Source organism: Caulobacter sp. DMC95 (assembly GCF_056313785.1).
The window spans coordinates 343,517-364,931 of record NZ_JBQUZP010000004.1 but is presented as its reverse complement, the minus strand read 5'-3'; the positions used below and the strand labels follow the sequence as shown (position 1 = coordinate 364,931).

Genomic DNA, 21,415 nt, shown 5'->3' with positions numbered 1-21,415 from the left:
CAATCGGCCGATCGCTGTAAGCGGGCGTTTCTGGCTGCGGTGATGGTAGACACTCGTACATGCCCCCTCCCCTGCCCCAGCTGATCCTCCTTCCCGGCCTGCTTAACGACGCTGAGCTATGGCGCGACCAGATCAGCGGGCTGTCGGACGTCGCGCGTTGCTGGGTTCCGGATCTCTCGCCCTACGCCACGATCCGCGAGATGGCCGAGCACGTGCTGGATCACGCCGAGCCGACGTTCGCCCTCGCCGGCTTCTCGATGGGCGGCTATGTGGCCCAGGATATCGCCAGGATCGCGCCGGGGCGGATCGAGCGTCTGGCTCTGCTGGACACTTCGATCCGCATCGACACGCCCGAGCGCGCCGCCCAGCGCCGCGCGCTGAACAAGGCCGCCGCCAAGGCCGGAACGTTCCTGGGGATCGGCCAGGCGATCATGAAGAGCTATATCGACGCCTCGCGCCTGGACGACGCCGACCTCACCCGCCGCATCGTCGACATGACCCAGCGCCTGGGCCGCGAGGTGTTCCTGCGCCAGAACAGCCTGGAGCGCGAGGACGGCGAAGCCGCGCTGCGCGGCTTGCGTGTTCCGTTGGTGGTTATCGTCGGCGAGAACGATCAGATCACGCCCGCCGAGGGGCACCGCAAGATGGCCGCAGCCATCGGCTGTTCGCACCTCGTCGTGATCCCCGAGACGGGGCACATGACGCCGATGGAGGCGCCTGGCCCCGTAAACGGCGCCTTACGGCACTGGCTGGCCCGTCCTGCAGGACATCGTTAGGCCGCGTTAGGCCGCGCGGCCCGTTTCCTCGGGCGCCATGAAGCCCAGTAGGGCGTCGATCCGCTTGACCAGCTCGGTACGCCCGCTTGAGCCGGCGATGTCGGACTGAGTGCAGGCGGTCAGGGCCTCGGCGGCCTGGATGAGGCGCGACTCCTTCACCGCTTCGCCGACCCGGCGGAGCTCCAGGGCTTGAGCCGCCAACGCGCGCCGGGCTTGGGCCGGATCGCTGTCCAGCGCCTGGGCGGCCGATTTGACGATCCGCAGGGCCTGGGAGAGACGCGCGGCGGGCGTATCGGACGCGTCGGCCTTGCGCTTGCGCGGCCCCTTGTAGTCGGCAGAGTTGAAGCGACGGCGATCGGGGCCGACATAGGCCACGGCCTCGACCCAGTCGCGCGGCTTCAGGGTCACAGCCTCCAGGCGCCGCTCAAGGTCCTTCAGGTTGAAGGGCTTACGCATGAACTCGTGCACGCCGGCGTCGCGCGCGCCGAAGATCGCCTCGGCGGTCGCCTCGCTGGTGCACATGACCACAGGCGCCTCGCGACAGGCCAGATCACTGCGGCGCAGCTTTCGGGTGAACGCCAGTCCATCGACGCCGGAACTGCCATGCTCGACAAAAATGAGCTGGGGGTCGACGGCTCGCGCCATGGCGTAGCCCTTCTCGGCGGTCGGGGCCGAGAAGATCTGCACCCCGCCCAGCGGTCGAAGATGCTCGGTCAACAGGCGCGCGGTCGCAGGGTTTGGGTCGACGACCATCACCCTTTGGACCTTCGCGGCCACCCGCTGAATAGTGCGGACGTTTCCGTCGAACACGAACACGACTCCTGAACCTAGGGCTGGAGGCTACGCCCTAGAGTGTAAAAATCCGCTTGATGAATCTTGGATCACGTCCGCCTCAAGCAGGAAGGGGCACTGACAGCCCCGCCTCGAAATCCATGAAGATATCGAGCGTTTCTTCAACAGAGGCTGTGAGTGTCTCACCTATCGGAAAACGATATCGCCAGTAGCTAGAGATGTGTGAGATAGCGCCTACGCGTTCACCCAAAATTAGAAATAACTCTGGCGCCTTGAGCAAGAATTCACGGAATACGTTTGGGTTGTTATTCTCGACCAAACTATCGAAGGCGTCATCGTACACCTTCAGCGTCCTAAGGATGGCGTTACGCTCGACCAGAACACCGCTTTGAAGGCGACGACGCGCATCCTCTAGGTAGCGACCCGTTTCGGGGTCGCGCTCTCCACGGACAGCAAGGCGCCCGATCTCTGCGGCGACTTCGGCCAAGCGTGGCCACAGGCTCTCCAAAGTCCATTTATAGTAGAGGAAGCCCTTCCAGCTGAAGACGCCCTCCTTGAAGCTGCCCCCTTCAAGGACAAGGGTCTCGCGAAGAGGTTCCAGCCGATCATCGACATCGGTCGCCAACAAGGCCTCGACCATCCGGGTGGCGTGGACTTCGCCGCCCCCGCCGAGGTCGCGGTAAGCGAGCGCGATCAGGCGCGCGATCTCCATGGCGACGAAGCCTTGCATGGCGTCGACGTCCGCCGGAGACAGGGCGAAGTAGCACGGGGCGGCGAAGACACCGTGGCGACGCAGATGTTCGCGCAGCAAGAACGGATCGAGCGACGGCAACTGGTCGATCATCCGCAGAACCGACAGGTCTCGCGCGCTCTCGCCCGCGCCGTTGCAGGCGTCGACCAGCAGGTTTTTCCAGCCCCGCTGCCCGATAAAGACCGATTGTCCGCCCAAGGACAGGTCCTTGCGGTCGAACGGTATGATGATCTTGGTCGCCGTCGCACGCGCCTCTTCGAAGAGGTAAATATCGTCGTGGCGGACGCGGTGCTTGACGATGAGCGCCGTGTTCAGCACCCGGTTCTTGAAGAGCGGAGCTTGAACGTATTCGGGCCTATGGCCGCTCTCGGCCTCGATCGCGATGAGGTTCAGCACGCGACTGGTCGAGGCCGTCCGCTCCAGCGCGCGAAGACTCCGCGTCACCCGGTCGGACGTTCTGGCCGGCTTGAGCCTACGGCGCGCGGGTGCGAGCACGGATCCCCCAGTTCTGAAAGCGCCCGCCTGATTTACGCCAAACGGGCTAACAAACGCTAACCGAACAGCGTTCTGCAGACTTGCCTGGACCGGATCGAAAGGGCGCTAATTCAATAGCTTAGAGCATTTTCGGTCCGATAGCCGTTTCCCACCTATCGGAAAATGCCCTAGACTCCCGCAAGGCGCAGGCGCTCGAGCTCCGAAGGCGCGCGACGCAGGCTAGCCACCGTCGCCAGCAGGCCTGCGGGTTGGACGGGCTTGGGATGGGCGTCGTCGAACCCTTGAGCGATCAAGCGCTCGCTGTCGCCGGCCATGGCGTCGGCTGTCAGGGCCACGATGGGAAGGTCACTGCGACCGACCTCGCCGGCGCGAATGCGGCGCACCGCCTCCACCCCATCCATGCCCGGCATGTGAACGTCCATCAGCACGACGTCGAAGTCCTCGATGCGCAACCGTTCAAGCGCCGCATGGCCATCGCCCGCCACGGCGACAGCGGCCCCGACGGCTTCGAGGATCGCGCGTGCGACCATCTGGTTGACCACGTTGTCATCGACCACCAGCACGCGCGCGCCTTCGAGCAGCGGCGCCGGTGAGGGCGTCGATGTCCTTGGCGTAGCGGGCGCGGCGGTGGCCGGAAGGCGAAGGCGGGCGGTGAAGGTGGAGCCCACGCCGGGATCGCTGGAGACGCTGATCTCGCCACCCATCAGCTCGGCCAGCTGCCGGCAAATGGAAAGTCCAAGACCCGTGCCGCCGAAACGGCGGGCGATGGTCGGATCCCCCTGGGCGAAGGGCGTAAAGGCGCGATCGATCTGCTCGGCGCTCATCCCGATCCCGGTGTCGCTGACCGCGACGCGGACGCCCCCCTGATCATCGGCGTCGAGCCGGATGACGACCCGACCGGCCTCCGTGAACTTCAAGGCGTTTGAGACTAGATTCATCAGGATCTGACGCACCCGCGCGGCGTCGCCGATCACCCAGGGCGGCGCGCCCGGGCCGACTTCCAGGATCAGGTCCAGACCCTTCAAGCGCGCGCTCTCATTCCATACCGCGCGTGTCTGGAGCGCCAACTTGCGGATATCAAAGGGAGCGACCTCAAGGGCCAACTTGCCAGCCTCGATCTTGGAGAGATCAAGGATATCGTTGAGGATCGTCATCAGGCCATGGCCGGACTCCTCGATCATCTCCAGGTAGCCGGCCTGCTGGGCGTCAAGCTTTGTGCTGCGGAGCGCGTGCGCCAAGCCTAGGACACCATTCATCGGGGTCCGCAGCTCGTGGCTCATCATCGCCAGGAAGGCGGACTTGGCCTGGCTCGCCTCCAGCGCCTTGGCCTCCGCCTCCTCGCGCGCCCTGGCCGTCTCGCGCATCGCCCGAACCGCGTCGATGACGTAGCCCACCAGACCCGCCAGGAACACCAGAGCCGTCACGCGGTCCCAGAAGCCAAACCTTGGCGCGACCAATGGCAGCGCAGCCAGGGCGGCGAAGGGCCAGATCGTCAGGGAGAGCATGGCCGACGGACTACTGACAGCATACCGCATGCCCTCGACCACCATGCCAAACAGGATCAGGACGCCCGCATAGCGCATGGCGCCAGGCCCGTTCAGCACGGAGAGGATCGCCATCACCGCCCAGACTAGCGCGAAAGCCGACGGCGGTCCCAGCCGCATCCAGCGCATTCGCTTCACGTCGCCGGTCGGCTTGAAGGTCACCTGCAGGTAAGTGACCCAGCCCTCGCAGGCCAGGATCGCCAGGACCCAGATCAGGCAAGGCTTCAGGCCGAAGTGGAAAGCCAACAGACCGGCGATCAGCGCGCTGGCGCCCAGGCGTGCAATCCGGCTGCGACGGCTCATCACGAGCATCGCGCCTTCCACGCCGTCATCCAGCAACGCCCTCAGCCCCACCCGGCTGTCCCTTCGCGGTTTCTTCTCCCGCCAAGCTTCAGCGTTCTAGGTTCACAACCATTTACCGTGCGCGGAAAAAAGCTCGATTTTTAAGCGTGTGTTCCACAAGCATCTGTTTCCAGAGAAATTTATCCCTGGAAGGGGTCGCGCATCAGGATGGTGTCGTCCCGCTCGGGACTGGTCGACAGCAGAGCCACAGGCGCGCCGATCAGCTCCTCGACACGGCGCACATACTTGATGGCGTTGGCGTTGAGGTCCTTGAACGAGCGGGCGCCGGCGGTGCTTTCGCTCCAGCCCTCGATCTTTTCATAGATCGGCGTGGCGGCGGCCTGATCGCGCAGACCGGCCGGCAGGTAGTCGACGACCTTGTCGCCGATCTTGTAGCCGACGCAGATCTTGAGGGTCTTCAGGCCGTCCAGCACGTCGAGCTTGGTCAGGGCCACGCCGTGAATGCCGTTGATGGCCACCGACTGGCGCACCAGCACCGAGTCGAACCAGCCGCAGCGGCGGGCGCGGCCGGTATTGACGCCGACTTCGCGGCCGACGGTCGACAGGTGCTTGCCCACGTCGTCGAACAGCTCGGCCGGGAACGGCCCTTCGCCCACGCGGGTGGTGTAGGCCTTGACGATCCCCAGCACGAAGCCGGTCGCCGACGAGCCCATACCGGAACCGGCCGAGGCCTGACCGGCGGCGGTGTTGGACGAGGTGACGAACGGATAGGTGCCGTGGTCGACGTCCAGTAGCGAGCCCTGCGCGCCCTCGAACAGGATGCGGCGGCCAGCCTTGTAGGCCTGGTCCAGCACGCGCCAGGCCGGCTGGGCGTAGGCGAGGATGCGAGGGGCCAGCTCCATCAGGGCGTCGAACAGCTCTTGCGCGTTCGCCTCCGGCAGGCCCAGGCCGCGACGCAGGGCGCCGTGGTGGGCCAGCAGGCGCTCGATCTTGGGCTTCAGCGCTTCCGGATCCGCCAGGTCCGCGACCCGGATGGCGCGACGGCCAACCTTGTCCTCGTAAGCCGGGCCGATGCCGCGGCCCGTCGTGCCGATCTTCTGGGTCGAGGCGGCCTCACGCGCCTGGTCCAAGTCGCGGTGCAGCGGCAAGATCAGGCAGGCGTTGTCGGCCAGAATCAGCAGATCCGGGGTGATGGCCACGCCCTGCTCGGCGATCTTGTCGATCTCGCTCAGCAGATGCCAGGGGTCGACAACCACGCCGTTGCCGATCACGCTGGTCTTGCCCTGCACGACGCCCGACGGCAGTAGGGCCAGCTTGTAGACCTTGCCGTCCACCACCAGCGTATGGCCGGCGTTGTGGCCGCCCTGGAAGCGCACCACGACATCGGCGCGGTTGCTGAGCCAATCGACGATCTTGCCCTTGCCCTCGTCGCCCCACTGGGCGCCGACAACGGTCACGTTAGCCATGGTTTGGGTACGCCTTGTCGCCTGCCGAGTGACGCCGCAGGGTCCTTCGACAGGACTCGACCCCGGACGTGGTCTCAATTTTGGGCGGCGCCGGCCGCTGGCGTCGCACGCCTAGCCGAAGTCAGAAGGCGTAAACCAGCCGAACCCCTGCGTCGTCAAGCCCCTGGTTCTTGCCTTGGTGGAAGATCTGGCCGTTCGACAGGTGCGTGTAGGACAGCTCGACCGACACCTTGTCGTTGACCTGATAGCCCAGGGCCAGCTCCGGCTCGAACAGCACCTTCGAGCCGAAATCAATGCGGTTGTAGTAGAGCCAGGTCCGGCGGTCGCGCTCTTCCGGCGTCAGGTTCGGCGCATTTGCCGGCGGCAGACCGGCCTTGCCGTCGGTGTAGGCCAGACCCATGCCGGGGCGCAGATAGAACCCGCCCGGCTGCCCCAGCTCGACCTTCCAGTTGAAGCCGACGGCGGCGAAGTTCGAGGTGTTGTTGGTGTTGATCGACACCATCGCGTGAACCTGCGGCTTGCCCAGCCAATCCAGGCGCTCGATGCGGTCGGTGCGATAGCCCAGGTGGATGTCGGCCCCGCCTTCGCGGCCTGCGGCGCCCAAGCCAACGGCGTTGCCGATGAAAGTCACGTCGTGCTTGTAGATACCGACAAAGGCCTCCCCCGCCAGCGCGGGGCTGGCGCATCCAAGCGCGGCGCCGGCAAGCATCAAGGAGGCCACGGCGGCGGAAGTGGCGGTCTTCATAGAGTTGTCCTGAACAGCTAAGCCCCCGGCTCAATATGGCCGTAACGGCGGAGCTCGGAAAGGGTTTCGATCGATCCATGGCCGCGCTAGCCTGCTCTCATGACCGTCTCTCTCGCTGACATCCAAGCCGCCGCCTCGCGCCTGAAGGGCCTCGCCGTCGAGACGCCGCTGATCGAGAGCCCCGCCTTGAACGAGCGACTGGGCGGTCGGATTTTCCTCAAACCCGAGACCTTGCAACGCGCCGGCGCCTTCAAGTTTCGCGGGGCCTATAACCGGCTCAGCCAACTGAACGAGGCTGAAAAGGCGCGGGGCGTGGTGGCCTTTTCGTCCGGCAACCACGCACAGGGCGTGGCGCTGGCGGCACGGCTTCTGGGCGTGCCGGCCCTGATCGTGATGCCGTCCGACTCGCCGACCGTGAAGGTCGAGGGCACGCGCGGCTTCGGCGCCGACATCCGCTTCTACGACCGCTTCACCGAGGACCGCGTCGCCATCGCCGACCAGATCGCCGCCGAGCGCGGCTGCGTGGTCGTGCCCTCCTATGACGACCCGCACATCATCGCCGGCCAGGGTACGGTGGGTCTCGAGATCGTCGCCCAGGCCGCCGCGCAGGGCGCGACGCTCGACAGCCTGATCTGCTGCGTCGGCGGCGGCGGCCTGATCGCCGGGACCTCGACGGCGGTGAAGGCGCTCTCGCCTTCGACCGAAATCTGGGGCGTGGAGCCCGCCGGCTTCGACGAGACCCGGCGCTCGCTGGAAAGCGGCCAGCGCGAGACGATCGACAAGGACGCCCGCTCGATCTGCGACGCCCTGCTGACCCCGATCCCCGGCGACCTGACCTGGCCGATCAACCAGAAAAACCTCGCCGGCGCCGTGGCGGTGACCGACGCTGAAGTGGCCGAGGCGATGCGCTACGCCTTCTCGACGCTGAAGCTGGTGGTCGAGCCGGGCGGCTGCGTGGCCCTGACGGCGGCGCTGACGGGCAAGGTCGATGTGGCGGGAAAGACGGTGGCGATCGTCCTTTCGGGCGGCAATGTCGATCCGGGGTTATTCGCCAAGGTCTTGAGCGGCGAGATTTAGCGCCCCCCTCCGGGCCACCTCACCCGTTGAACAGGGGAGGATGGAAATCCTCCTCATCCGCGAAGCGGGGGGAGGTGGCGCGCGGCATAGCCGCGTGACGGAGGGGGCGTTAGGGTCGCCAAAAATGAGGAAACCCATGAACCTGCCGCCCGCGACCGCGCTCCCCCAAACCCCGCTATTGGTCATCGAGCGCGCCGCCCTCGAACGGAACCTCGCCCGCATGCAGGCGCTCTGCGACGCGGCGGGCGTGCGCCTGCGGGCGCATGGCAAGACTCACAAGTGCTCGACACTGGGCCGCTTGATCATCGAGCGCGGCGCAGTAGGCCTGTGCTGCCAGACCGTCGGCGAGGCCGAGGCCTATGTCGCAGGCGGAATCCAGGACGTGCTGGTCACCGCCCCCTCCCCGCCCTGGGGCGCGGCGCGGCTGTCGGCCCTAGCCAAGACCGGCGCCACGGTCGGCGCGGTCGCTGACGACGAGGGCCAGATCGATCGCCTGTCTGACGCGGCTGTGGCGGCGGGCGTCACGCTGGACCTGGTGATCGACCTTGATCTGGGCACCCACCGCGCCGGCGCCTATCCGAAGGACGCTCTGCGTCTGGCGCGCGCCGCCGACGCCGCGCCCGGGCTACGGTTCGCGGGAATCCAAGCCTATCTCGGCCACCTGCAGCACATGGACGACGTGTCCTTACGCAAGTCGGCCGACGAAGCCGCTTTCGCCACCCTCAAGGGCCTGGTCGCGGAGCTGACCGAGGCGGGCCTGCCGCCGCCGGTGGTGACGGGCGGCGGGACCGGCACCCACGCCTACGATCTCGCCTCGGGCGTCTACACCGAGCTGCAAGCGGGGTCCTATGCGGTGATGGACGTCGAATACGACGACTGCGGCGCGCCGGACGGCGAGGCCTGGGGCTTCGAGCCGGCGATGTTCGTGGCCGCGACCGTGGTCTCGGCCAATCACAAGAGCCATGTCACCTGTGACGCCGGCTTCAAGGCTGTGGCCATGGACGGTCCGCCCGCCCGCGTCATGGCCGGCGCTGCGCCCGGCGCGCTTTGGCGGGCCATGGGCGACGAGCATGGCATGATCGCGCATCCGGCCCTGATCGACGTGCTGAAGGCCGGCGGTCGCGACCCTTTAAGCTTCGACAAGGCGGTCGCCGAGGCCGACGCGGATCCGAGCCGCCCCTGGCCCGCCGACGCGCCCAAGGTCGGTGATATTATCTGGCTGCAGCCGGGCCACTGCGACCCGACCATCAACCTCTATGACGCTTTGCACGTCTGGGATGGGACGACGCTGGAGCGCTGGGCGGTGGATGGGCGGCGGGTCAGTTTCCGGTAGCGGTAAACCGCTTCCCCTTGGGGCAAGAGCGCTCTAGGGTCCGCGCCCAACGACAAGATTTGCTCCAAGAGGGCTTACCGATGAAACGCCTGCTGCTCGCCACCGCCCTATTCGCCGCGCCCATGCTGGCGCACGCGTCGGACGCGCCCAAGATCGACCCCGCCAAGCTGGCCGCCCACATCAAGACGCTGTCCTCAGACGCCTTCGAGGGTCGCGGCCCGGCCACCGCTGGCGAGACGAAGACCGTCGCCTACATCTCCGAGCAGATGAAGGCCGTGGGCCTTGAGCCCGGCGGCGACCTGAAGGACGGCAAGCGCCTGTGGACCCAGGACGTGCCGCTCAGCAAGTTCGACATCGACGGCCCGGTTATGGCCCACGTGATGGTCGGCCCCGACCACGTCATGCTGAACCAGGGCGAACAGGTCGCCATCCGCGCGGCGATGACCAATGTGAACGCCGTCTCGATCAAGGACGCCCCGATCGTCTTCGCCGGCTACGGCGTCAAGGCCCCCGAGCGCAATTGGGACGACTTCAAGGGCATGGACCTGAAGGGCAAGGTCGTCGTCGTGCTGATCAACGATCCGGACTTCGAGACCGGATCCGGCGACTTCGGCGGTAAGGCCATGACCTATTACGGTCGCTGGACCTACAAGTTCGAGGAGGCCGCCCGTCAGGGAGCCGCCGGCCTGCTGATCGTCCATGAAACGGCGCCGGCCTCGTACGGCTGGGCAACGGTCAAGAACTCCAACACCAACACGATGTTCGACATCGTCCGCAAGGAGCCGGCCAAGTCGCATCCGCCGATGGAGGGCTGGATCCAGCGCGACGTCGCCGTCGACCTGTTCAAGAAGGCCGGCCTCGACTTCGAAGCCTTGAAGAAGGCCGCGCAGAGCCGCGACTTCAAGCCGGTGGAACTGAAGGGCGCGACCTTCTCGGCGGACTACAAGGTCAAGCACGAGGTGATCATCTCGAAGAACGTGGTCGGCAAGGTCACCGGCGCCAAGCGCCCTGACGAGACCGTGATCTTCAGCGGCCACTGGGACCACCTGGGCGTCGGCCTGCCGGACGCCAAGGGCGACAAGATCTATAACGGCGCCGTCGACAACGCGACCGGCATCGCCGCCATGCTGGAGATGGGCCGCCTGGCCGCCAGCGGCCCCAAGCCGGACCGCTCGATGGTGTTCCTGGCCGTGACCGCCGAAGAAAAGGGCCTGCTGGGCTCGGAGTACTACGCGGCCAATCCGCTGTATCCGCTGGCCAAGACGGCGGGCGTCATCAACACCGACGCCCTGGATCCGACCGGTCCGGCCAAGGACTTTACGATCTCGGGCAACGCCAAGCTCGACCTGCTCGATGACCTGATCGCCAAGGGCAAGGCCGTGGGCCGCACCTACACGCCCGATCCGGCCACTGAAGCCGGCTACTTCTATCGCTCGGACCACTTCCCGTTCGCCAAGCGCGGCGTGCCAGCCATCTCGTTCGGCTCGGGCGAGGACCTGGTCGAGGGCGGCGTCGCCGCCGGCAAGGCGGCTTCGGACGCCTATCGCATCAACGCCTACCATCAGCCCGCCGACGAGTGGAACGACAGCTGGCGCCTCGACGGCATGAGCGCCGACATCGCCCTCGTCTACAGCGTGGGCCGCGACCTGGCTGGCTCGACCCGCTGGCCCGACTGGGGCGCGGATTCCGAGTTCAAGGCCGCCCGCGACGCCAGCAAGGCTGAGCGGAAATAGGGTTCGTCTAATCGCTCCTTCCCGTGTCATCCCGGCCGGAGCGTAGCGTAGAGCCGGGATCCAGGGAGCGACATAGCGCCGTGCGCTCGGCCCCTGGGTCCTGGATAGCCTCTCCGAGGCTTCCGGGATGACACCCTGAGTTTGCGACCTTCCCCCATGACCGCCTCCGTCTTCGACCTCTTCAAACTCGGCGTCGGCCCGTCGAGCAGCCACACCATGGGCCCGATGACGGCGGCGGGGCTGTTCATCGGCCGGCTGCGCGACGCCGGGAAGCTGGTCGCCGTCGCGCGGGTCGAAACGCGGCTCTACGCCTCCCTGGCCCTGACCGGTCGGGGCCACGCCACCGACCGCGCGGTGATCCTGGGCCTGATGGGCTTCGTCCCCGCCGATCTCGATCCAGACGCCGGCGAAGCCGCCCTGCTGGAAAGCCAGGCCACCCAGTCGCTGAAGCTGGGCGGTGAGGTCGAAATCGCCTTCGACGAGGCCCGCGACATCGTCTGGCTGGGTCATGAGCGATTGCCGCAGCATCCCAACGGCCTGACCTTCAGCGCCTTCGACAAGGCTGGCGCCCTGCTGGCCGAACGGACCTATTTCTCGATCGGCGGCGGCTTTGTCCGCGACGAGAGCGAGATGGGCCGCAACGCCCCGCCCGAGGACGGCCCCGCCATCCCCTTCCCGTTCGAAAGCGCGGCCGACCTCCTCGACCGCGCCGAGCAGGCGGGCCTGTCGATCGCCGAGGTCATGGCCGCCAACGAATGTGCGCGGATGAGCGAGGGCGAGATGAACGCCGGTCTCGACCGCATCTTCGGGGCCATGGAGGCCTGCATCGATCGCGGCATGCGCCAGGAGGGCGTCTTACCCGGCGGCCTGACCGTGAAACGCCGCGCTCGCCAGATCCATCAAACCATCCAGGGCCGGATGGAGCGCCAGATGAGCGATCCTCTGGCGGCGATGGACTTCGTCAACCTGTGGGCCATGGCGGTCAACGAAGAGAACGCCGCCGGCGGCCGCGTCGTCACCGCCCCCACCAACGGCGCGGCGGGACTGATCCCGGCCGTGCTGCGGTTCTTCGTCAGGTTCTACAAGGGCACGCCCGAGCAGATCCGCACGTTCCTGCTGACGGCCGCAGCGATCGGCGCGCTCTATAAGATGAACGCCTCGATCAGCGGCGCCGAGGTCGGCTGCCAGGGCGAGGTGGGCGTCGCCTGCTCGATGGCGGCGGCGGGTCTGGCGGCGGCTCTGGGCGGGACCAACGCCCAGATCGAGAACGCCGCCGAGATCGGCATGGAACATAATCTCGGCCTGACCTGCGACCCGATCGGGGGCCTCGTGCAAATCCCCTGTATCGAGCGCAACGCCATGGGGGCTATCAAGGCCATCGACGCCGCCCGCCTCGCCCTGCTCGGCGACGGCCAGCACTCGGTGTCGCTGGACAAGGTCATCGCCACGATGAAGCGCACCGGCGAGGACATGAACGAGATCTACAAGGAGACCTCGATGGGCGGCCTGGCGGTGGGCCTGTCGGTGAACCGGGTGGAGTGTTGAGGGCGTCGTAAGCGCCCCCTCCACCGCTTCGCGGTCCCCCTCCCCCGCTGCACGGGGGAGGATGAGTTTCCTCCTCACCCGCATCGCGGGGGAGGTGTCATGATACGTCAGCATCGTGACGGAGGGGGCGCTATTGCCTCTCGACGCCCCACAAAACCTCGCCTAGTTTTCGCGAGAACATCAAGGGAACACGCGCACATGGGCAAGATCCGAACCGGCATCGGCGGCTGGACGTTCGAGCCGTGGCGCGGGACCTTCTATCCCGATGATCTGAAGCAGAAGGACGAGCTGAAATACGCCTCGTCCAAGCTGACCAGCATCGAGATCAACGGCACCTACTATTCGACCTTCAAGCCCAACAGCTGGATGAAGTGGCGCGACGAGACGCCGGACGACTTCGTGTTCTCGGTCAAGGCCAGCCGCTTCTGCACCAACCGCCGGGTGCTGTCGGAAAACAACGACTCGCTCGAGAAATTCCTGTCGCAGGGGCTCGAGGAGCTGGGCCCTAAGCTTGGCCCGATCAACTGGCAGTTCATGGCGACCAAGAAGTTCGATCCGGCGGATTTCGAGGATTTTCTGAAATTACTGCCAAAAGAGCAGAAGGGCGTGCGCCTGCGTCACGCCATGGAGGTCCGCAGCCCGACCTTCGCCTGCCAGCAGTTCTATGACCTCTGCGCCCAGTACGGCGTGGCGATCGTCTACGCCGTCGACGACGAGGCGCCGGAATGGCCCTGCATCGACCAGCCGACCGCCGACTTCACCTACGCCCGCCTGATGTGCAGCCGCGAGGACGAGCCGACGGGCATGACGTCGGAGGAACTGGACGGCGTGGTGGCCCAGACGCGGCGGTGGGCAGAACGCGGCGACGTGTTCGCCTACTTCATCGCCGGGGCGAAGGTGCGTAATCCGGCGGCGGCGATGGCGTTGATTGGGAAGCTGGGGGCGGCGTAAGCGCCCCCTCCGTCTCGTCGCTTCGCGCCGATCCAGCTCCCCCGTTTCACGAGGGAGGATGCCCTTCCTCCTCACCCGCAAAGCGGGGGAGGTGGCGCGCTGCGGAGACGCAGCGCGACGGAGGGGGCGCTAGACCTTCTTCGGAAACCACGGCACGAACCCGCTGGTCCGCGCCACATACTCCGCATAGCCGGGCTTGGACTTCTTCATCTTGCCTTCGGTGGTCGGCACGCCGCTCCACTTGGTCAGCAGGAAGGTCATCAGCAGCGGACCCGGCAGGGCCCAGGCGCCCAGGCCGGTCTCGGCGGCGATCAGATAGAGACCCCACCAGACGCAGGCGTCACCGAAATAGTTCGGGTGACGGGTGTAGCGCCACAGGCCCTTGTCCATCACTTTGCCGGCGTTGTCCGGATTGGCCTTGAAGGCGGTCAGTTGCGCGTCGCCGATGGTCTCGAACAGGATGCCGACCACCGTCAGCGCCGCGCCCGCATAGGCCAGACCGCCCAGCACGCCCGGCCCTTGGCCCAACTGCACCGGTAGGGCGACGAGGTAGCTCAGCACCGCCTGCAGCCCGAACACGATGATCAGCGAGGTCGTGGCGAAGTTCCAGCGCTTGGTCTTCTCATAGTGGGCGAAGATCGCGACATAGCGGCGGTCTGCGCCATGCTTGCGCCAGCGCCAAAGCAGATAGACCCCCAGCCGCGCCGCCCACAGGGTGCAGAGACCCGTAAGCAGCAGGCCGTGCGGGGTCTTGGGCCCCTGTAGCAGGGTGCTCCAGGCCAGCAGCGCCATGCTGGGACCCCACCAGGCGTCAATAAAGCTGACGTCCCTCGTCCGCAGGCTTACGGCCCACAGGGCGAGGAACGCAACCGCCGAGACGGCGGCGTTGATGGCGAGGAGGCTGAGAAGGGACATTAGGGGCTCTTCGAATAGATAGCGCGGATACGCGGCGCGAGGCCGTTTGGACTTCTCCTCCCCATTAGGGGGAGGTGGATCGGCGCGAATACGCGACGAGCCGGAGGGGGTCCGCGAAGCGGTTGTGAGGTCGCCGCCTCATTGGGCCCCTCCACCGGCGTTCGCCGGTCCCCCTCCACCAGAGGGGGAGGAAGATAGAGCCCTCCGCTTCGCGCTGGCGTCACGTCCCCACGACGAAACTCACGGTCGTCGTGGTCGACCCGCCGATGTTCAGGGTCTGCACCGTCTTGGCCCCCTCGACTTGATAGTCGCCGGCCTGGCCGGCGGTCTGTTTCCAGGCGTCCAGCACCATCCGCACGCCGGTGGCGCCGACCGGATGGCCCGTGCCGATCAGGCCGCCCGAAGGGTTGATCGGCAGCTTGCCGCCAATGGCGATGTCGCCGTTCTCAACCGCCTTCCAGCTTTCGCCCGGCGCGGTCAGGCCTAGGTGGTCGATGGCCATGTATTCGGTGGCGGTGAAGCAGTCATGAGTTTCGACCGCGTCGAGGCCCGAGACGTCCGGCGCGATCCCGGCCCGGGCGCGCGCATCAAGGATCGCCCGGCGCACCTGCGGGAAGATGTAGTCCTGGTCGCGGCTGGCTTCGATTTTACGGGCGTAGCTGAGCGGCGCCGAGCGGTGGCCCCAGCCCTTGAGGCGCGGGATGCTCTCCAGCGCGATCCCGCGCTTGTCGGCATAGGCGCGGGCTCGCTTTTCCGACGCCAGGAAGATCACGGCCGAGCCGTCGGTAACCTGGCCGCAGTCCTGCTTGCGGGTGCGGCCCTCGACCACCGGATTGGCGACCTCGTCGGCGGTGAAGGCGTCGGGTCCGAAGTTCCAGCTGCGGGTCTGGGCGTTGGGATTGCGCTTGCCATTGGCGAAATTGACCTCGGCGATGCCCATCAGGTGCTCGTACTTCAGCCCGTAGCGGCGGTCGTACTCGTCGGCGAGGTCGGAGAAGGCGCGCGGCCACAGGAAGCGGGCGTCCTGGAACTCGTGTCCGACCCAGGCGGCGCTGCCGAGGTTCTCGGCCGCCTTCTGGCCGGGGACATTGCGCATCTGTTCGACGCCAACCACGCAGGCCAGGTCATAGCGCCCGGCCTCGATCTCGGCGGCGGCAGCAAGGATGGCGATGCTGCCCGAAGCGCAGGCCGCCTCGTGGCGCGCGGTCGGCAGGCCGTCGAAAGCCGGATGCACGAGACCGAACATGCCGCCCAGGTGCCCCTGGCCCGCGAACAGCTCGGCGGCGAAGTTGCCGACATGGCCGGTTTCGACATCCTCGGGATCCAGGTCCACAGCGGCCAGGCCCTCGCCCACCGCCTCGGCGAAGGCGTCAGCCAGTTCGCGGCCCTCGCGGCTCCAGTTGGCGGCGAAATCGCTCTGCCAGCCGCCCAGCACATAGACCATGGCTAACCCCCGCTTGTTTTAGTTAGTCCGATTATACAAGCGACCTGTCCAGAGTCCATGCCGTCGTCGAACATTGACTTCCCGGACCAAAACGCCCCACCAAGCGCGCCATGGTCCCGCCGACGGCTCCAGACCCCGCCCGGACGGCGCTGGTGCGCCGCAGTTCAGCCGCACGCGCGCTGAACCTGATCGGCGATCGCTGGACTCTGCTGGTCCTGTACGCGGCCTTCATGGGCGTGACGCGCTTCGACGGCTTCGTCGAGATGACAGGCGTGGCCCGCTCGCTGCTGACCGATCGTCTCAAGCGACTGGAGGCCGGCGGCGTGCTGAAGCGTCGCCTCTACCAGCAGCGACCGCCGCGGTCAGAGTACCACCTGACGCGGATGGGACAGGACCTCTACGACTCGGCGCTGATGCTGCTGGGGTGGGAGATGCGCTGGCGCTTCGATCCCGCATGCCCGTCGCACCAGATTATCCACACCACCTGCGGCAAGCCGCTGAAGCCGATCCTGTGCTGCGCCGCCTGCGGCGAGACGGTGAAGGTCCGCGACATCACCCTGTCGCCCGGCCCGGGCGCCGGCCTCGAGCCAGCGCCGCGCGCCCGCCACTCGCGCCGCGCCAGCCACGACGACGTCGGCGGCGAGGGCCTGCATCCGATGCTGGAGCGCGGGATCGAGGTGCTGGGCGACCGCTGGACCGCCCACGTGGTCGCCGGCGCCTTCTACGGCCTGCGGCGCTTCGGTGATTTCCAGGGCGAGTTGAAGGTCGCCAGCAACATCCTCACCGACCGCCTGGAGCGGCTAGTGGCGCGCCGCATGCTCGAGAAGGTCCGCTACCAGGAAAGGCCCGAGCGCTGGGAGTATCGGCTCACCCGGGAAGGCCGCGATCTCTTTCCCCTGATCGCGGCGCTCATGGCTTGGGGCGATCGCTGGCTGTCAGGAAACGAGGGACCGCCGGAAATCCTGACACACCGCTGCGGCGCGCCGCTGACGCCTGTGGTGCGGTGCGGATCTTGCGGCGGTGAGGTCGATACCAGGAATACGACGATCCCGAACCTATCGTAGCGGGATCTACAGCCACAGCCCTTCGACCGCCTGCGCATCCCCCCAGAAGCCCGGCTTGGGCGGGGTGATCCGCCCCCGCTCGACCCGCAGACCGCCGGGATGATCGACCGCCAGCCACCAAGGTCCGTCGAGGTCAGCGAAATCGCTGGCGCCCCCCAGGTGCAGCGCCGGCGCGACACCCAGAGACGAAGCGACCATGCAGCCGGTCATCACCTGGAACCCCAGGGCCCGGGCGGCCTTGAGCATGGCTACGGCCTCGGTCAGGCCGCCGGTCTTGTCGAGCTTGAGGTTCACCGCCGCGTAGCGCCCGCGCAGGGCGGCCAGGTCGCCGCCGACATGTACGCTCTCGTCGGCGCAGACGGTGAACGGCGGATCCCAGCCCTCCAGCAACTGGTCCTCGCCGGCGGGTAAGGGCTGTTCGACAAGGGCGATCGGCAGGTCGGACAGCAGGGGCTTGAGATCGCGCAGAATGTCGAAGGTCCAGCCCTCGTTCGGGTCGACGATAAAGCGGGAATTCGGCGCGGCGGCCGCTACGGCGCGCAGACGGGCGGCGGGATCCTCGGCCGAAAGCTTGATCTTGATGAGCGGCGCGTCAGCGACCGCGCGGGCGGCGGCGCCCATGGCCTCAGGGGTGTCGAGGCTGACGGTGACGGCGGTGACGAGGTCACTGGGAACGGCAAGGCCCGTCGCCTGAGCCACGCTGACGCCCGTGCGTCGGCCGCGCAGGTCCCAGAGCGCCAGGTCCAGCGCGTTGCGCGCCGCGCCGGGCGGAAGGGCCGCGCAGGCGGCTTCGACGTCATCAGCCGTGAGCGCCGGCGCCAACTGCGCCAGCACGCTCTCCACCGTCTCGCCATAGCGGGCGTAGGGCACGCTCTCGCCGCGCCCGACATGGCCATCGACCCCGGCGGTCACCTCGACTACCTCGGCGGCGGTCTTGACCCCACGCGAGATGCGGAACGGGGCCTTCAGCGGATGCGAGACCGGGCGGGCGGAAACGACGATCGACATGACCGCAGGGATGGCGCCGTTCGCGAGCCTCTACCAGCCCCAGTGACGCGGGATCGGCGAGTCGGCGCGACGCTCGGCCATCACCTTCAGCGCCAGGGGGCGGTCGACCACGAACAGGGCCAGCCAAACCAGCAGCACGCCGGCGTAGTGGACAGCGCCCCACAGGCCGCCTGGACGACCCGGACGCACAAAGCGGGCGGCTCGGCGCGGCGCGGCGAACGGCTGGGTCATGGCGAAGTCGGTCATGTCGTCGTCCCTCATCTGATGAAGACGACCTTGGTCGGAACGTGCGCCAGAAACGGACGTATTGAACTTGTCGCGCTATGCCCGCATTTCAGCGATGTCGACTGAAGAGGATTCCATGGCCAAGACCGTCAGCATCAACATCCCCCACCAGCTGGGCGCGGCCGAAGCCAAGCGCCGCCTGGAAGAGGGCCTGTCGCAACTGGCCGGTCAGATCCCCGGCGGCGACGCGGCGCGCTTTTCCCAGAGCTGGGCGGGCGACGTGCTGAACTTCTCGGCCGTGGCCATGGGTCAGACGATCACCGGCGTGGTCCAGGTGCTGGACGACCATGCGCGCCTCGACCTGTCCCTGCCTGGCCTGCTGGGCATGGCCGCGGGCAAGATCAAGGACGAGCTGAGCCGCCGCGGACAGCTGCTGCTGAAGTAGCGTCCTCAGAGCCGTCGCGGATCGAAGTCGTGACGGCCCAGGCTTTCAAAGCGGCCTTCCTCGGCCTTGTTGATGTACTGCGCTGCGACCAGCCAGCTCTTCACGGGGCGGAGGGTCGCCAGACAGCCCAGCAGGAAGCCGGGGAACACGGTGACCAGATGCACCCACATGGGCGGGCGATAAACGACCTCGACCCAGGCGAAGACGGCGGTGACGAGGATGCCGACGCCACTCATCACGAAGAAGGCCGGACCGTCGGCCGGATCGGCGAAACCGTAGTCGAGGCCGCAGCGGTCGCAGGCGGGCGCCAGCTTCAGAAAGCCCCGGAATAGCTTGCCCTCGCCGCAGCGCGGGCAGCAGCATTTCAGACCCGCCCGGACGGGGGTCGGAGCGTTGGGATAGGCGGCGTCGGCCATCGAAAGCCCTTCCTACAATCGCGAAATTGATCCATACATTACACATACAATGTATGGAAATTCCGCCATGCCCGCAACTAAGGGGTCGCCGAATCCGGCCGCCGGCTGGCTGGCGCGGGTAACCGCGCTGGAAGGGCCGACCTACCGCCGGATCGCCCTGGCGCTGGAGCAGGCGGTCGCCGAGGGTGAACTCCAGGCGGGCGACCAGATCCCCGCCCAGCGCGAGGTGGCGCGACTGGTCGGTGTGGATTTCACCACCGTCACCCGCGCCTATGGCCTGGCCCGCGAGCGCGGCTTGATCGAGGGAACAGCCGGGCGCGGAACATTCATCCGCCAACGGATCGATGGCGATGAGGCCGGCCTAGTCGACCTCTCGATGAACCTGCCGCCGCCCCCGGCGGGCCTGAATTTGGCCGGCCTCCTCCAGGAGGCCACCCGCGCGATCCTCTCGCGCACGGACCCGGCGACGCTCATGGCCTATCACCCCGGCGCTGGCTCGCTGGCCCAGCGCCGCGCCGGGGCGGACTGGCTGGCCCCAACCCTGGGCCCTGTCGATCCCGATCGCGTGGTCGTGACAAGCGGCGCCCAGACCGCTCTGTCGGCGCTGCTGGATCACCTGATCGCGCCCGACGATACGGTCATCGTCGAGGCTTTCACCTATCCGGGCTTGCTGGCGACTGCCCGACGGCGCGGTCTCACCCTCATCGCCTGCCCCCTCGACGACGAGGGGCTGCAGCCGGAGGCGCTGGCGCAGCTTGTGGCGCAGCATGGCCCGCGCCTGATCTGCTGCACCCCGACGTTCCAGAACCCGACGACCGCCACGATGAGCCCCATGCGTCGCGCCGCCGTCATCGAGATCGCGCGGACGGCGGGGGCCATGATCCTCGAAGACGACGCCTATGGGCTATTGCCAGCCTCGCCTTCGCCCGCCCTGGCGGCCCTCTGGCCAGAAGGGGTCTTTCATGTCGCCACCACCGCCAAGGCGCTCTCTCCCGGCCTGCGCCTGGCCTATGTCGTAGCGCCGCCCGGACGCGCCGAGGACTTCGCCGAGACCCTGCATGCGATCGCCCAGATGCCTGCGCCGCTGATGGCGGGCGTTGTCACCCAATGGATCCGCGACGGCGTGGCGGCCAAGGTGCTGGCTGGTGTGCGGTCCGAGGCCATCGCACGCCGCGCCCTTTCAGCGACCCTGCTGCCCCGCGCGGTCGGCGGCGCCGAAAGTCTTCACGTGTGGCTGCCAGGCGCAGTGGCGACCCCGGCGGCGCGCGAGCGCGGCCTCGCCTTGGTGGGGGCCGAGATGTTCAGGGCGCCGGGCGTTCCCGGCGAGGGCCTGCGCATCTCTCTGGGCGCCGCGTCGAAGCGGACCGCGCTGACGCGGGGCCTTAGGGAGCTGGCTGCGCTGAGCGACGCTTAGAACGCGTCGTCGTCCTCGGCCTCGGCCTCGGCGCCGTCCGCCTCACCGCCCATGGCGTTTTCCAGACTGTCGATGATGTCGTCCATCTGGTCGGGCGTGATCGAGACGTAGATCGACTCGCCGCCGATGGCCGAGACCAGCAGACGGTAGCCGTCCTCGGTCTCCTGCAGGCTGAACGATTGGAGCGGCAGGAGCTTGGCCATGGGGGATCCTTCCCGAAAAGCTGGGCTCTAAAGAGCGAGGCGCTCATCTAGAGAAGCGCGATCCCTACTTCAACGCGCCTTTTCGCAGCATGGCCACATGGGTTGCGATCAGTTGCTCACGGTCCACCCAGGGAAACTCCGGACGAGCGATCAGAAGCGAAACGAGGCCATGCAGACCCGCCCAGAGCGACTGGGCTGCGGCGTCGGGATCGTCGGAGACCGTTTCGCCGCGCGCGTGGAACTCGACCACCATTTGAGCGAAGACCGCGAAGACCTCCTTGCCGGCGATCATCGGCCGCCCGCCGGTCTTTTCCAGGAACGAGCCGTCGACGCTCTTTTCCAGCATGAAGGCCACCCGGTAGGCGTCCGGGTGATCGAGGCCGAAGTCGATATAGACGCGCAGGCAGCGCTCGAAGTTCTCGGCGGTCGGAACGTAGCCGACGCGCGCCTCCTCCATCCGCCGCCCCAGGATGGCGAAGGCGCGTACGCAGAGCTCGGCGGCGATATCGTCCTTGGTGGCGAAATAGGCGTAGAGCGCCGGTTGCGAGATGCCGGCGATCTCGGCGATCTGCCGGGTCGAGACCGCCTGCACGCCCTTCTGGCTGAACAGGCTCAAAGCGGCGTCGAGGATTTCCTCGCGACGCTCGCCCCCATGCCCCTTGGGCTTACGGGGCGAACGGATCTTCGGCGACTTCATCTAAACGTCCTAGGCCTCGTCGCGCCAGCTTGACAAGACGATGTTATCAATCACTGATAACTTATCGCTGATT

The 21,415-nt window shown here is 67.2% G+C and carries 21 protein-coding genes; 9 read left to right on the top strand and 12 right to left on the bottom strand.

All coding sequences use genetic code 11. From position 1 onward, the window contains the following. Positions 1-59: 59 nt before the first annotated feature. Entirely contained in the window at positions 60-776 is a 717-nt protein-coding gene (locus ACT53N_RS12445; RefSeq protein ID WP_476064178.1) for an alpha/beta fold hydrolase, read from the top strand. Positions 777-782: 6 nt separating this feature from the next. Here the strand turns inward: ACT53N_RS12445 and ACT53N_RS12440 are convergent, their stop codons facing one another. The 5 genes from ACT53N_RS12440 to ACT53N_RS12420 all read right to left on the bottom strand — a co-directional run bounded on the left by ACT53N_RS12440 (position 783) and on the right by ACT53N_RS12420 (position 6,872). After that, positions 783-1,592: a response regulator gene (locus ACT53N_RS12440; RefSeq protein WP_476064177.1), complete on the bottom strand. Its 810-nt coding sequence runs from the start codon at positions 1,590-1,592 to the stop codon at positions 783-785. A gap of 76 nt (positions 1,593-1,668) precedes the next feature. Next, complete coding sequence (locus ACT53N_RS12435; RefSeq protein ID WP_476064176.1) at positions 1,669-2,814, bottom strand: hypothetical protein; 1,146 nt, start codon at positions 2,812-2,814, stop codon at positions 1,669-1,671. Positions 2,815-2,981: 167 nt separating this feature from the next. Further along, the gene (locus ACT53N_RS12430) at positions 2,982-4,712 is read right to left on the bottom strand and encodes an ATP-binding protein (protein ID WP_476064175.1); all 1,731 of its coding nucleotides are present in this window, start codon (positions 4,710-4,712) and stop codon (positions 2,982-2,984) included. Positions 4,713-4,840: 128 nt separating this feature from the next. Continuing rightward, a complete protein-coding gene (locus ACT53N_RS12425; protein ID WP_476064174.1) occupies positions 4,841-6,127 on the bottom strand; it encodes an adenylosuccinate synthase in 1,287 nt (428 codons plus the stop codon). Between the two features lie 121 nt (positions 6,128-6,248). After that, positions 6,249-6,872: an acyloxyacyl hydrolase gene (locus tag ACT53N_RS12420; protein ID WP_476064173.1), complete on the bottom strand. Its 624-nt coding sequence runs from the start codon at positions 6,870-6,872 to the stop codon at positions 6,249-6,251. 99 nt (positions 6,873-6,971) lie between these two features. On the opposite strand from ACT53N_RS12420, the gene ACT53N_RS12415 reads away from it, so the two are divergent. The 5 genes from ACT53N_RS12415 (at position 6,972) to ACT53N_RS12395 (ending at position 13,511) form a co-directional block, all read left to right on the top strand. Next, entirely contained in the window at positions 6,972-7,949 is a 978-nt protein-coding gene (locus tag ACT53N_RS12415) for a threonine ammonia-lyase (RefSeq protein ID WP_476064172.1), read from the top strand. A 136-nt stretch (positions 7,950-8,085) separates the two neighbouring features. Next, complete coding sequence (locus ACT53N_RS12410) at positions 8,086-9,282, top strand: alanine racemase (protein WP_476064171.1); 1,197 nt, start codon at positions 8,086-8,088, stop codon at positions 9,280-9,282. 80 nt (positions 9,283-9,362) lie between these two features. Beyond that, complete coding sequence (locus tag ACT53N_RS12405; protein ID WP_476064170.1) at positions 9,363-11,015, top strand: M28 family metallopeptidase; 1,653 nt, start codon at positions 9,363-9,365, stop codon at positions 11,013-11,015. Positions 11,016-11,171: 156 nt separating this feature from the next. Next, a complete protein-coding gene (locus ACT53N_RS12400) occupies positions 11,172-12,560 on the top strand; it encodes an L-serine ammonia-lyase (protein WP_476064169.1) in 1,389 nt (462 codons plus the stop codon). Between the two features lie 198 nt (positions 12,561-12,758). Beyond that, entirely contained in the window at positions 12,759-13,511 is a 753-nt protein-coding gene (locus ACT53N_RS12395) for a DUF72 domain-containing protein (protein ID WP_476064168.1), read from the top strand. A 129-nt stretch (positions 13,512-13,640) separates the two neighbouring features. Here the strand turns inward: ACT53N_RS12395 and ACT53N_RS12390 are convergent, their stop codons facing one another. Further along, positions 13,641-14,426: a DUF1295 domain-containing protein gene (locus tag ACT53N_RS12390; protein WP_476064167.1), complete on the bottom strand. Its 786-nt coding sequence runs from the start codon at positions 14,424-14,426 to the stop codon at positions 13,641-13,643. Positions 14,427-14,646: 220 nt separating this feature from the next. Then, a complete protein-coding gene (locus tag ACT53N_RS12385; protein WP_476064166.1) occupies positions 14,647-15,870 on the bottom strand; it encodes an acetyl-CoA acetyltransferase in 1,224 nt (407 codons plus the stop codon). Positions 15,871-15,980: 110 nt separating this feature from the next. Here ACT53N_RS12385 and ACT53N_RS12380 point away from each other — a divergent pair, with 110 nt between their 5' ends. Continuing rightward, entirely contained in the window at positions 15,981-16,934 is a 954-nt protein-coding gene (locus ACT53N_RS12380) for a winged helix-turn-helix transcriptional regulator (protein ID WP_476064165.1), read from the top strand. Positions 16,935-16,940: 6 nt separating this feature from the next. On the opposite strand, the gene ACT53N_RS12375 is transcribed toward ACT53N_RS12380, so the two are convergent. Together ACT53N_RS12375 and didA are read right to left on the bottom strand one after the other, a co-directional pair. Further along, positions 16,941-17,942, bottom strand: coding sequence for a dipeptide epimerase (locus ACT53N_RS12375; protein WP_476064164.1), 1,002 nt, complete (start codon positions 17,940-17,942; stop codon positions 16,941-16,943). A gap of 30 nt (positions 17,943-17,972) precedes the next feature. Beyond that, positions 17,973-18,188, bottom strand: coding sequence for a DNA damage-induced SOS-independent cell division inhibitor A (didA, locus tag ACT53N_RS12370; RefSeq protein ID WP_476064163.1), 216 nt, complete (start codon positions 18,186-18,188; stop codon positions 17,973-17,975). Between the two features lie 115 nt (positions 18,189-18,303). Between didA and ACT53N_RS12365 the strand changes: the two genes are divergently transcribed. After that, the gene (locus ACT53N_RS12365) at positions 18,304-18,612 is read left to right on the top strand and encodes a polyhydroxyalkanoic acid system family protein (protein ID WP_012640665.1); all 309 of its coding nucleotides are present in this window, start codon (positions 18,304-18,306) and stop codon (positions 18,610-18,612) included. Between the two features lie 5 nt (positions 18,613-18,617). Here ACT53N_RS12365 and ACT53N_RS12360 read toward each other — a convergent pair whose 3' ends face one another. Next, the gene (locus tag ACT53N_RS12360; RefSeq protein ID WP_476064162.1) at positions 18,618-19,028 is read right to left on the bottom strand and encodes a DUF983 domain-containing protein; all 411 of its coding nucleotides are present in this window, start codon (positions 19,026-19,028) and stop codon (positions 18,618-18,620) included. On the opposite strand from ACT53N_RS12360, the gene ACT53N_RS12355 reads away from it, so the two are divergent. Next, the gene (locus tag ACT53N_RS12355) at positions 19,027-20,442 is read left to right on the top strand and encodes an aminotransferase-like domain-containing protein (RefSeq protein ID WP_476064246.1); all 1,416 of its coding nucleotides are present in this window, start codon (positions 19,027-19,029) and stop codon (positions 20,440-20,442) included. The two genes, ACT53N_RS12360 and ACT53N_RS12355, sit on opposite strands and share 2 nt — an antisense overlap. Here ACT53N_RS12355 and ACT53N_RS12350 read toward each other — a convergent pair. Further along, a complete protein-coding gene (locus ACT53N_RS12350; protein WP_476064161.1) occupies positions 20,439-20,645 on the bottom strand; it encodes a hypothetical protein in 207 nt (68 codons plus the stop codon). The two genes, ACT53N_RS12355 and ACT53N_RS12350, sit on opposite strands and share 4 nt — an antisense overlap. Before the next feature lie 64 nt (positions 20,646-20,709). After that, on the bottom strand, positions 20,710-21,342 hold the full coding sequence (locus ACT53N_RS12345) for a TetR/AcrR family transcriptional regulator (RefSeq protein WP_476064160.1): 633 nt from the start codon (positions 21,340-21,342) through the stop codon (positions 20,710-20,712). Between the last annotated feature and the right edge of the window lie 73 nt (positions 21,343-21,415).

Bases quoted from the DNA above. Each gene is read 5' to 3' on its own strand.
- ACT53N_RS12415 (WP_476064172.1), top strand. From the start codon at position 6,972: ATGACCGTCTCTCTCGCTGACATCCAAGCCGCCGCCTCGCGCCTGAAG.
- ACT53N_RS12350 (WP_476064161.1), bottom strand. From the start codon at position 20,645: ATGGCCAAGCTCCTGCCGCTCCAATCGTTCAGCCTGCAGGAGACCGAG.
- ACT53N_RS12400 (WP_476064169.1), top strand. From the start codon at position 11,172: ATGACCGCCTCCGTCTTCGACCTCTTCAAACTCGGCGTCGGCCCGTCG.
- ACT53N_RS12390 (WP_476064167.1), bottom strand. From the start codon at position 14,426: ATGTCCCTTCTCAGCCTCCTCGCCATCAACGCCGCCGTCTCGGCGGTT.
- ACT53N_RS12420 (WP_476064173.1), bottom strand. From the start codon at position 6,872: ATGAAGACCGCCACTTCCGCCGCCGTGGCCTCCTTGATGCTTGCCGGC.
- ACT53N_RS12395 (WP_476064168.1), top strand. From the start codon at position 12,759: ATGGGCAAGATCCGAACCGGCATCGGCGGCTGGACGTTCGAGCCGTGG.
- ACT53N_RS12405 (WP_476064170.1), top strand. From the start codon at position 9,363: ATGAAACGCCTGCTGCTCGCCACCGCCCTATTCGCCGCGCCCATGCTG.
- ACT53N_RS12360 (WP_476064162.1), bottom strand. From the start codon at position 19,028: ATGGCCGACGCCGCCTATCCCAACGCTCCGACCCCCGTCCGGGCGGGT.
- ACT53N_RS12375 (WP_476064164.1), bottom strand. From the start codon at position 17,942: ATGTCGATCGTCGTTTCCGCCCGCCCGGTCTCGCATCCGCTGAAGGCC.
- ACT53N_RS12445 (WP_476064178.1), top strand. From the start codon at position 60: ATGCCCCCTCCCCTGCCCCAGCTGATCCTCCTTCCCGGCCTGCTTAAC.
- ACT53N_RS12365 (WP_012640665.1), top strand. From the start codon at position 18,304: ATGGCCAAGACCGTCAGCATCAACATCCCCCACCAGCTGGGCGCGGCC.
- ACT53N_RS12345 (WP_476064160.1), bottom strand. From the start codon at position 21,342: ATGAAGTCGCCGAAGATCCGTTCGCCCCGTAAGCCCAAGGGGCATGGG.
- ACT53N_RS12425 (WP_476064174.1), bottom strand. From the start codon at position 6,127: ATGGCTAACGTGACCGTTGTCGGCGCCCAGTGGGGCGACGAGGGCAAG.
- didA (WP_476064163.1), bottom strand. From the start codon at position 18,188: ATGACCGACTTCGCCATGACCCAGCCGTTCGCCGCGCCGCGCCGAGCC.
- ACT53N_RS12380 (WP_476064165.1), top strand. From the start codon at position 15,981: ATGGTCCCGCCGACGGCTCCAGACCCCGCCCGGACGGCGCTGGTGCGC.
- ACT53N_RS12410 (WP_476064171.1), top strand. From the start codon at position 8,086: ATGAACCTGCCGCCCGCGACCGCGCTCCCCCAAACCCCGCTATTGGTC.
- ACT53N_RS12385 (WP_476064166.1), bottom strand. From the start codon at position 15,870: ATGGTCTATGTGCTGGGCGGCTGGCAGAGCGATTTCGCCGCCAACTGG.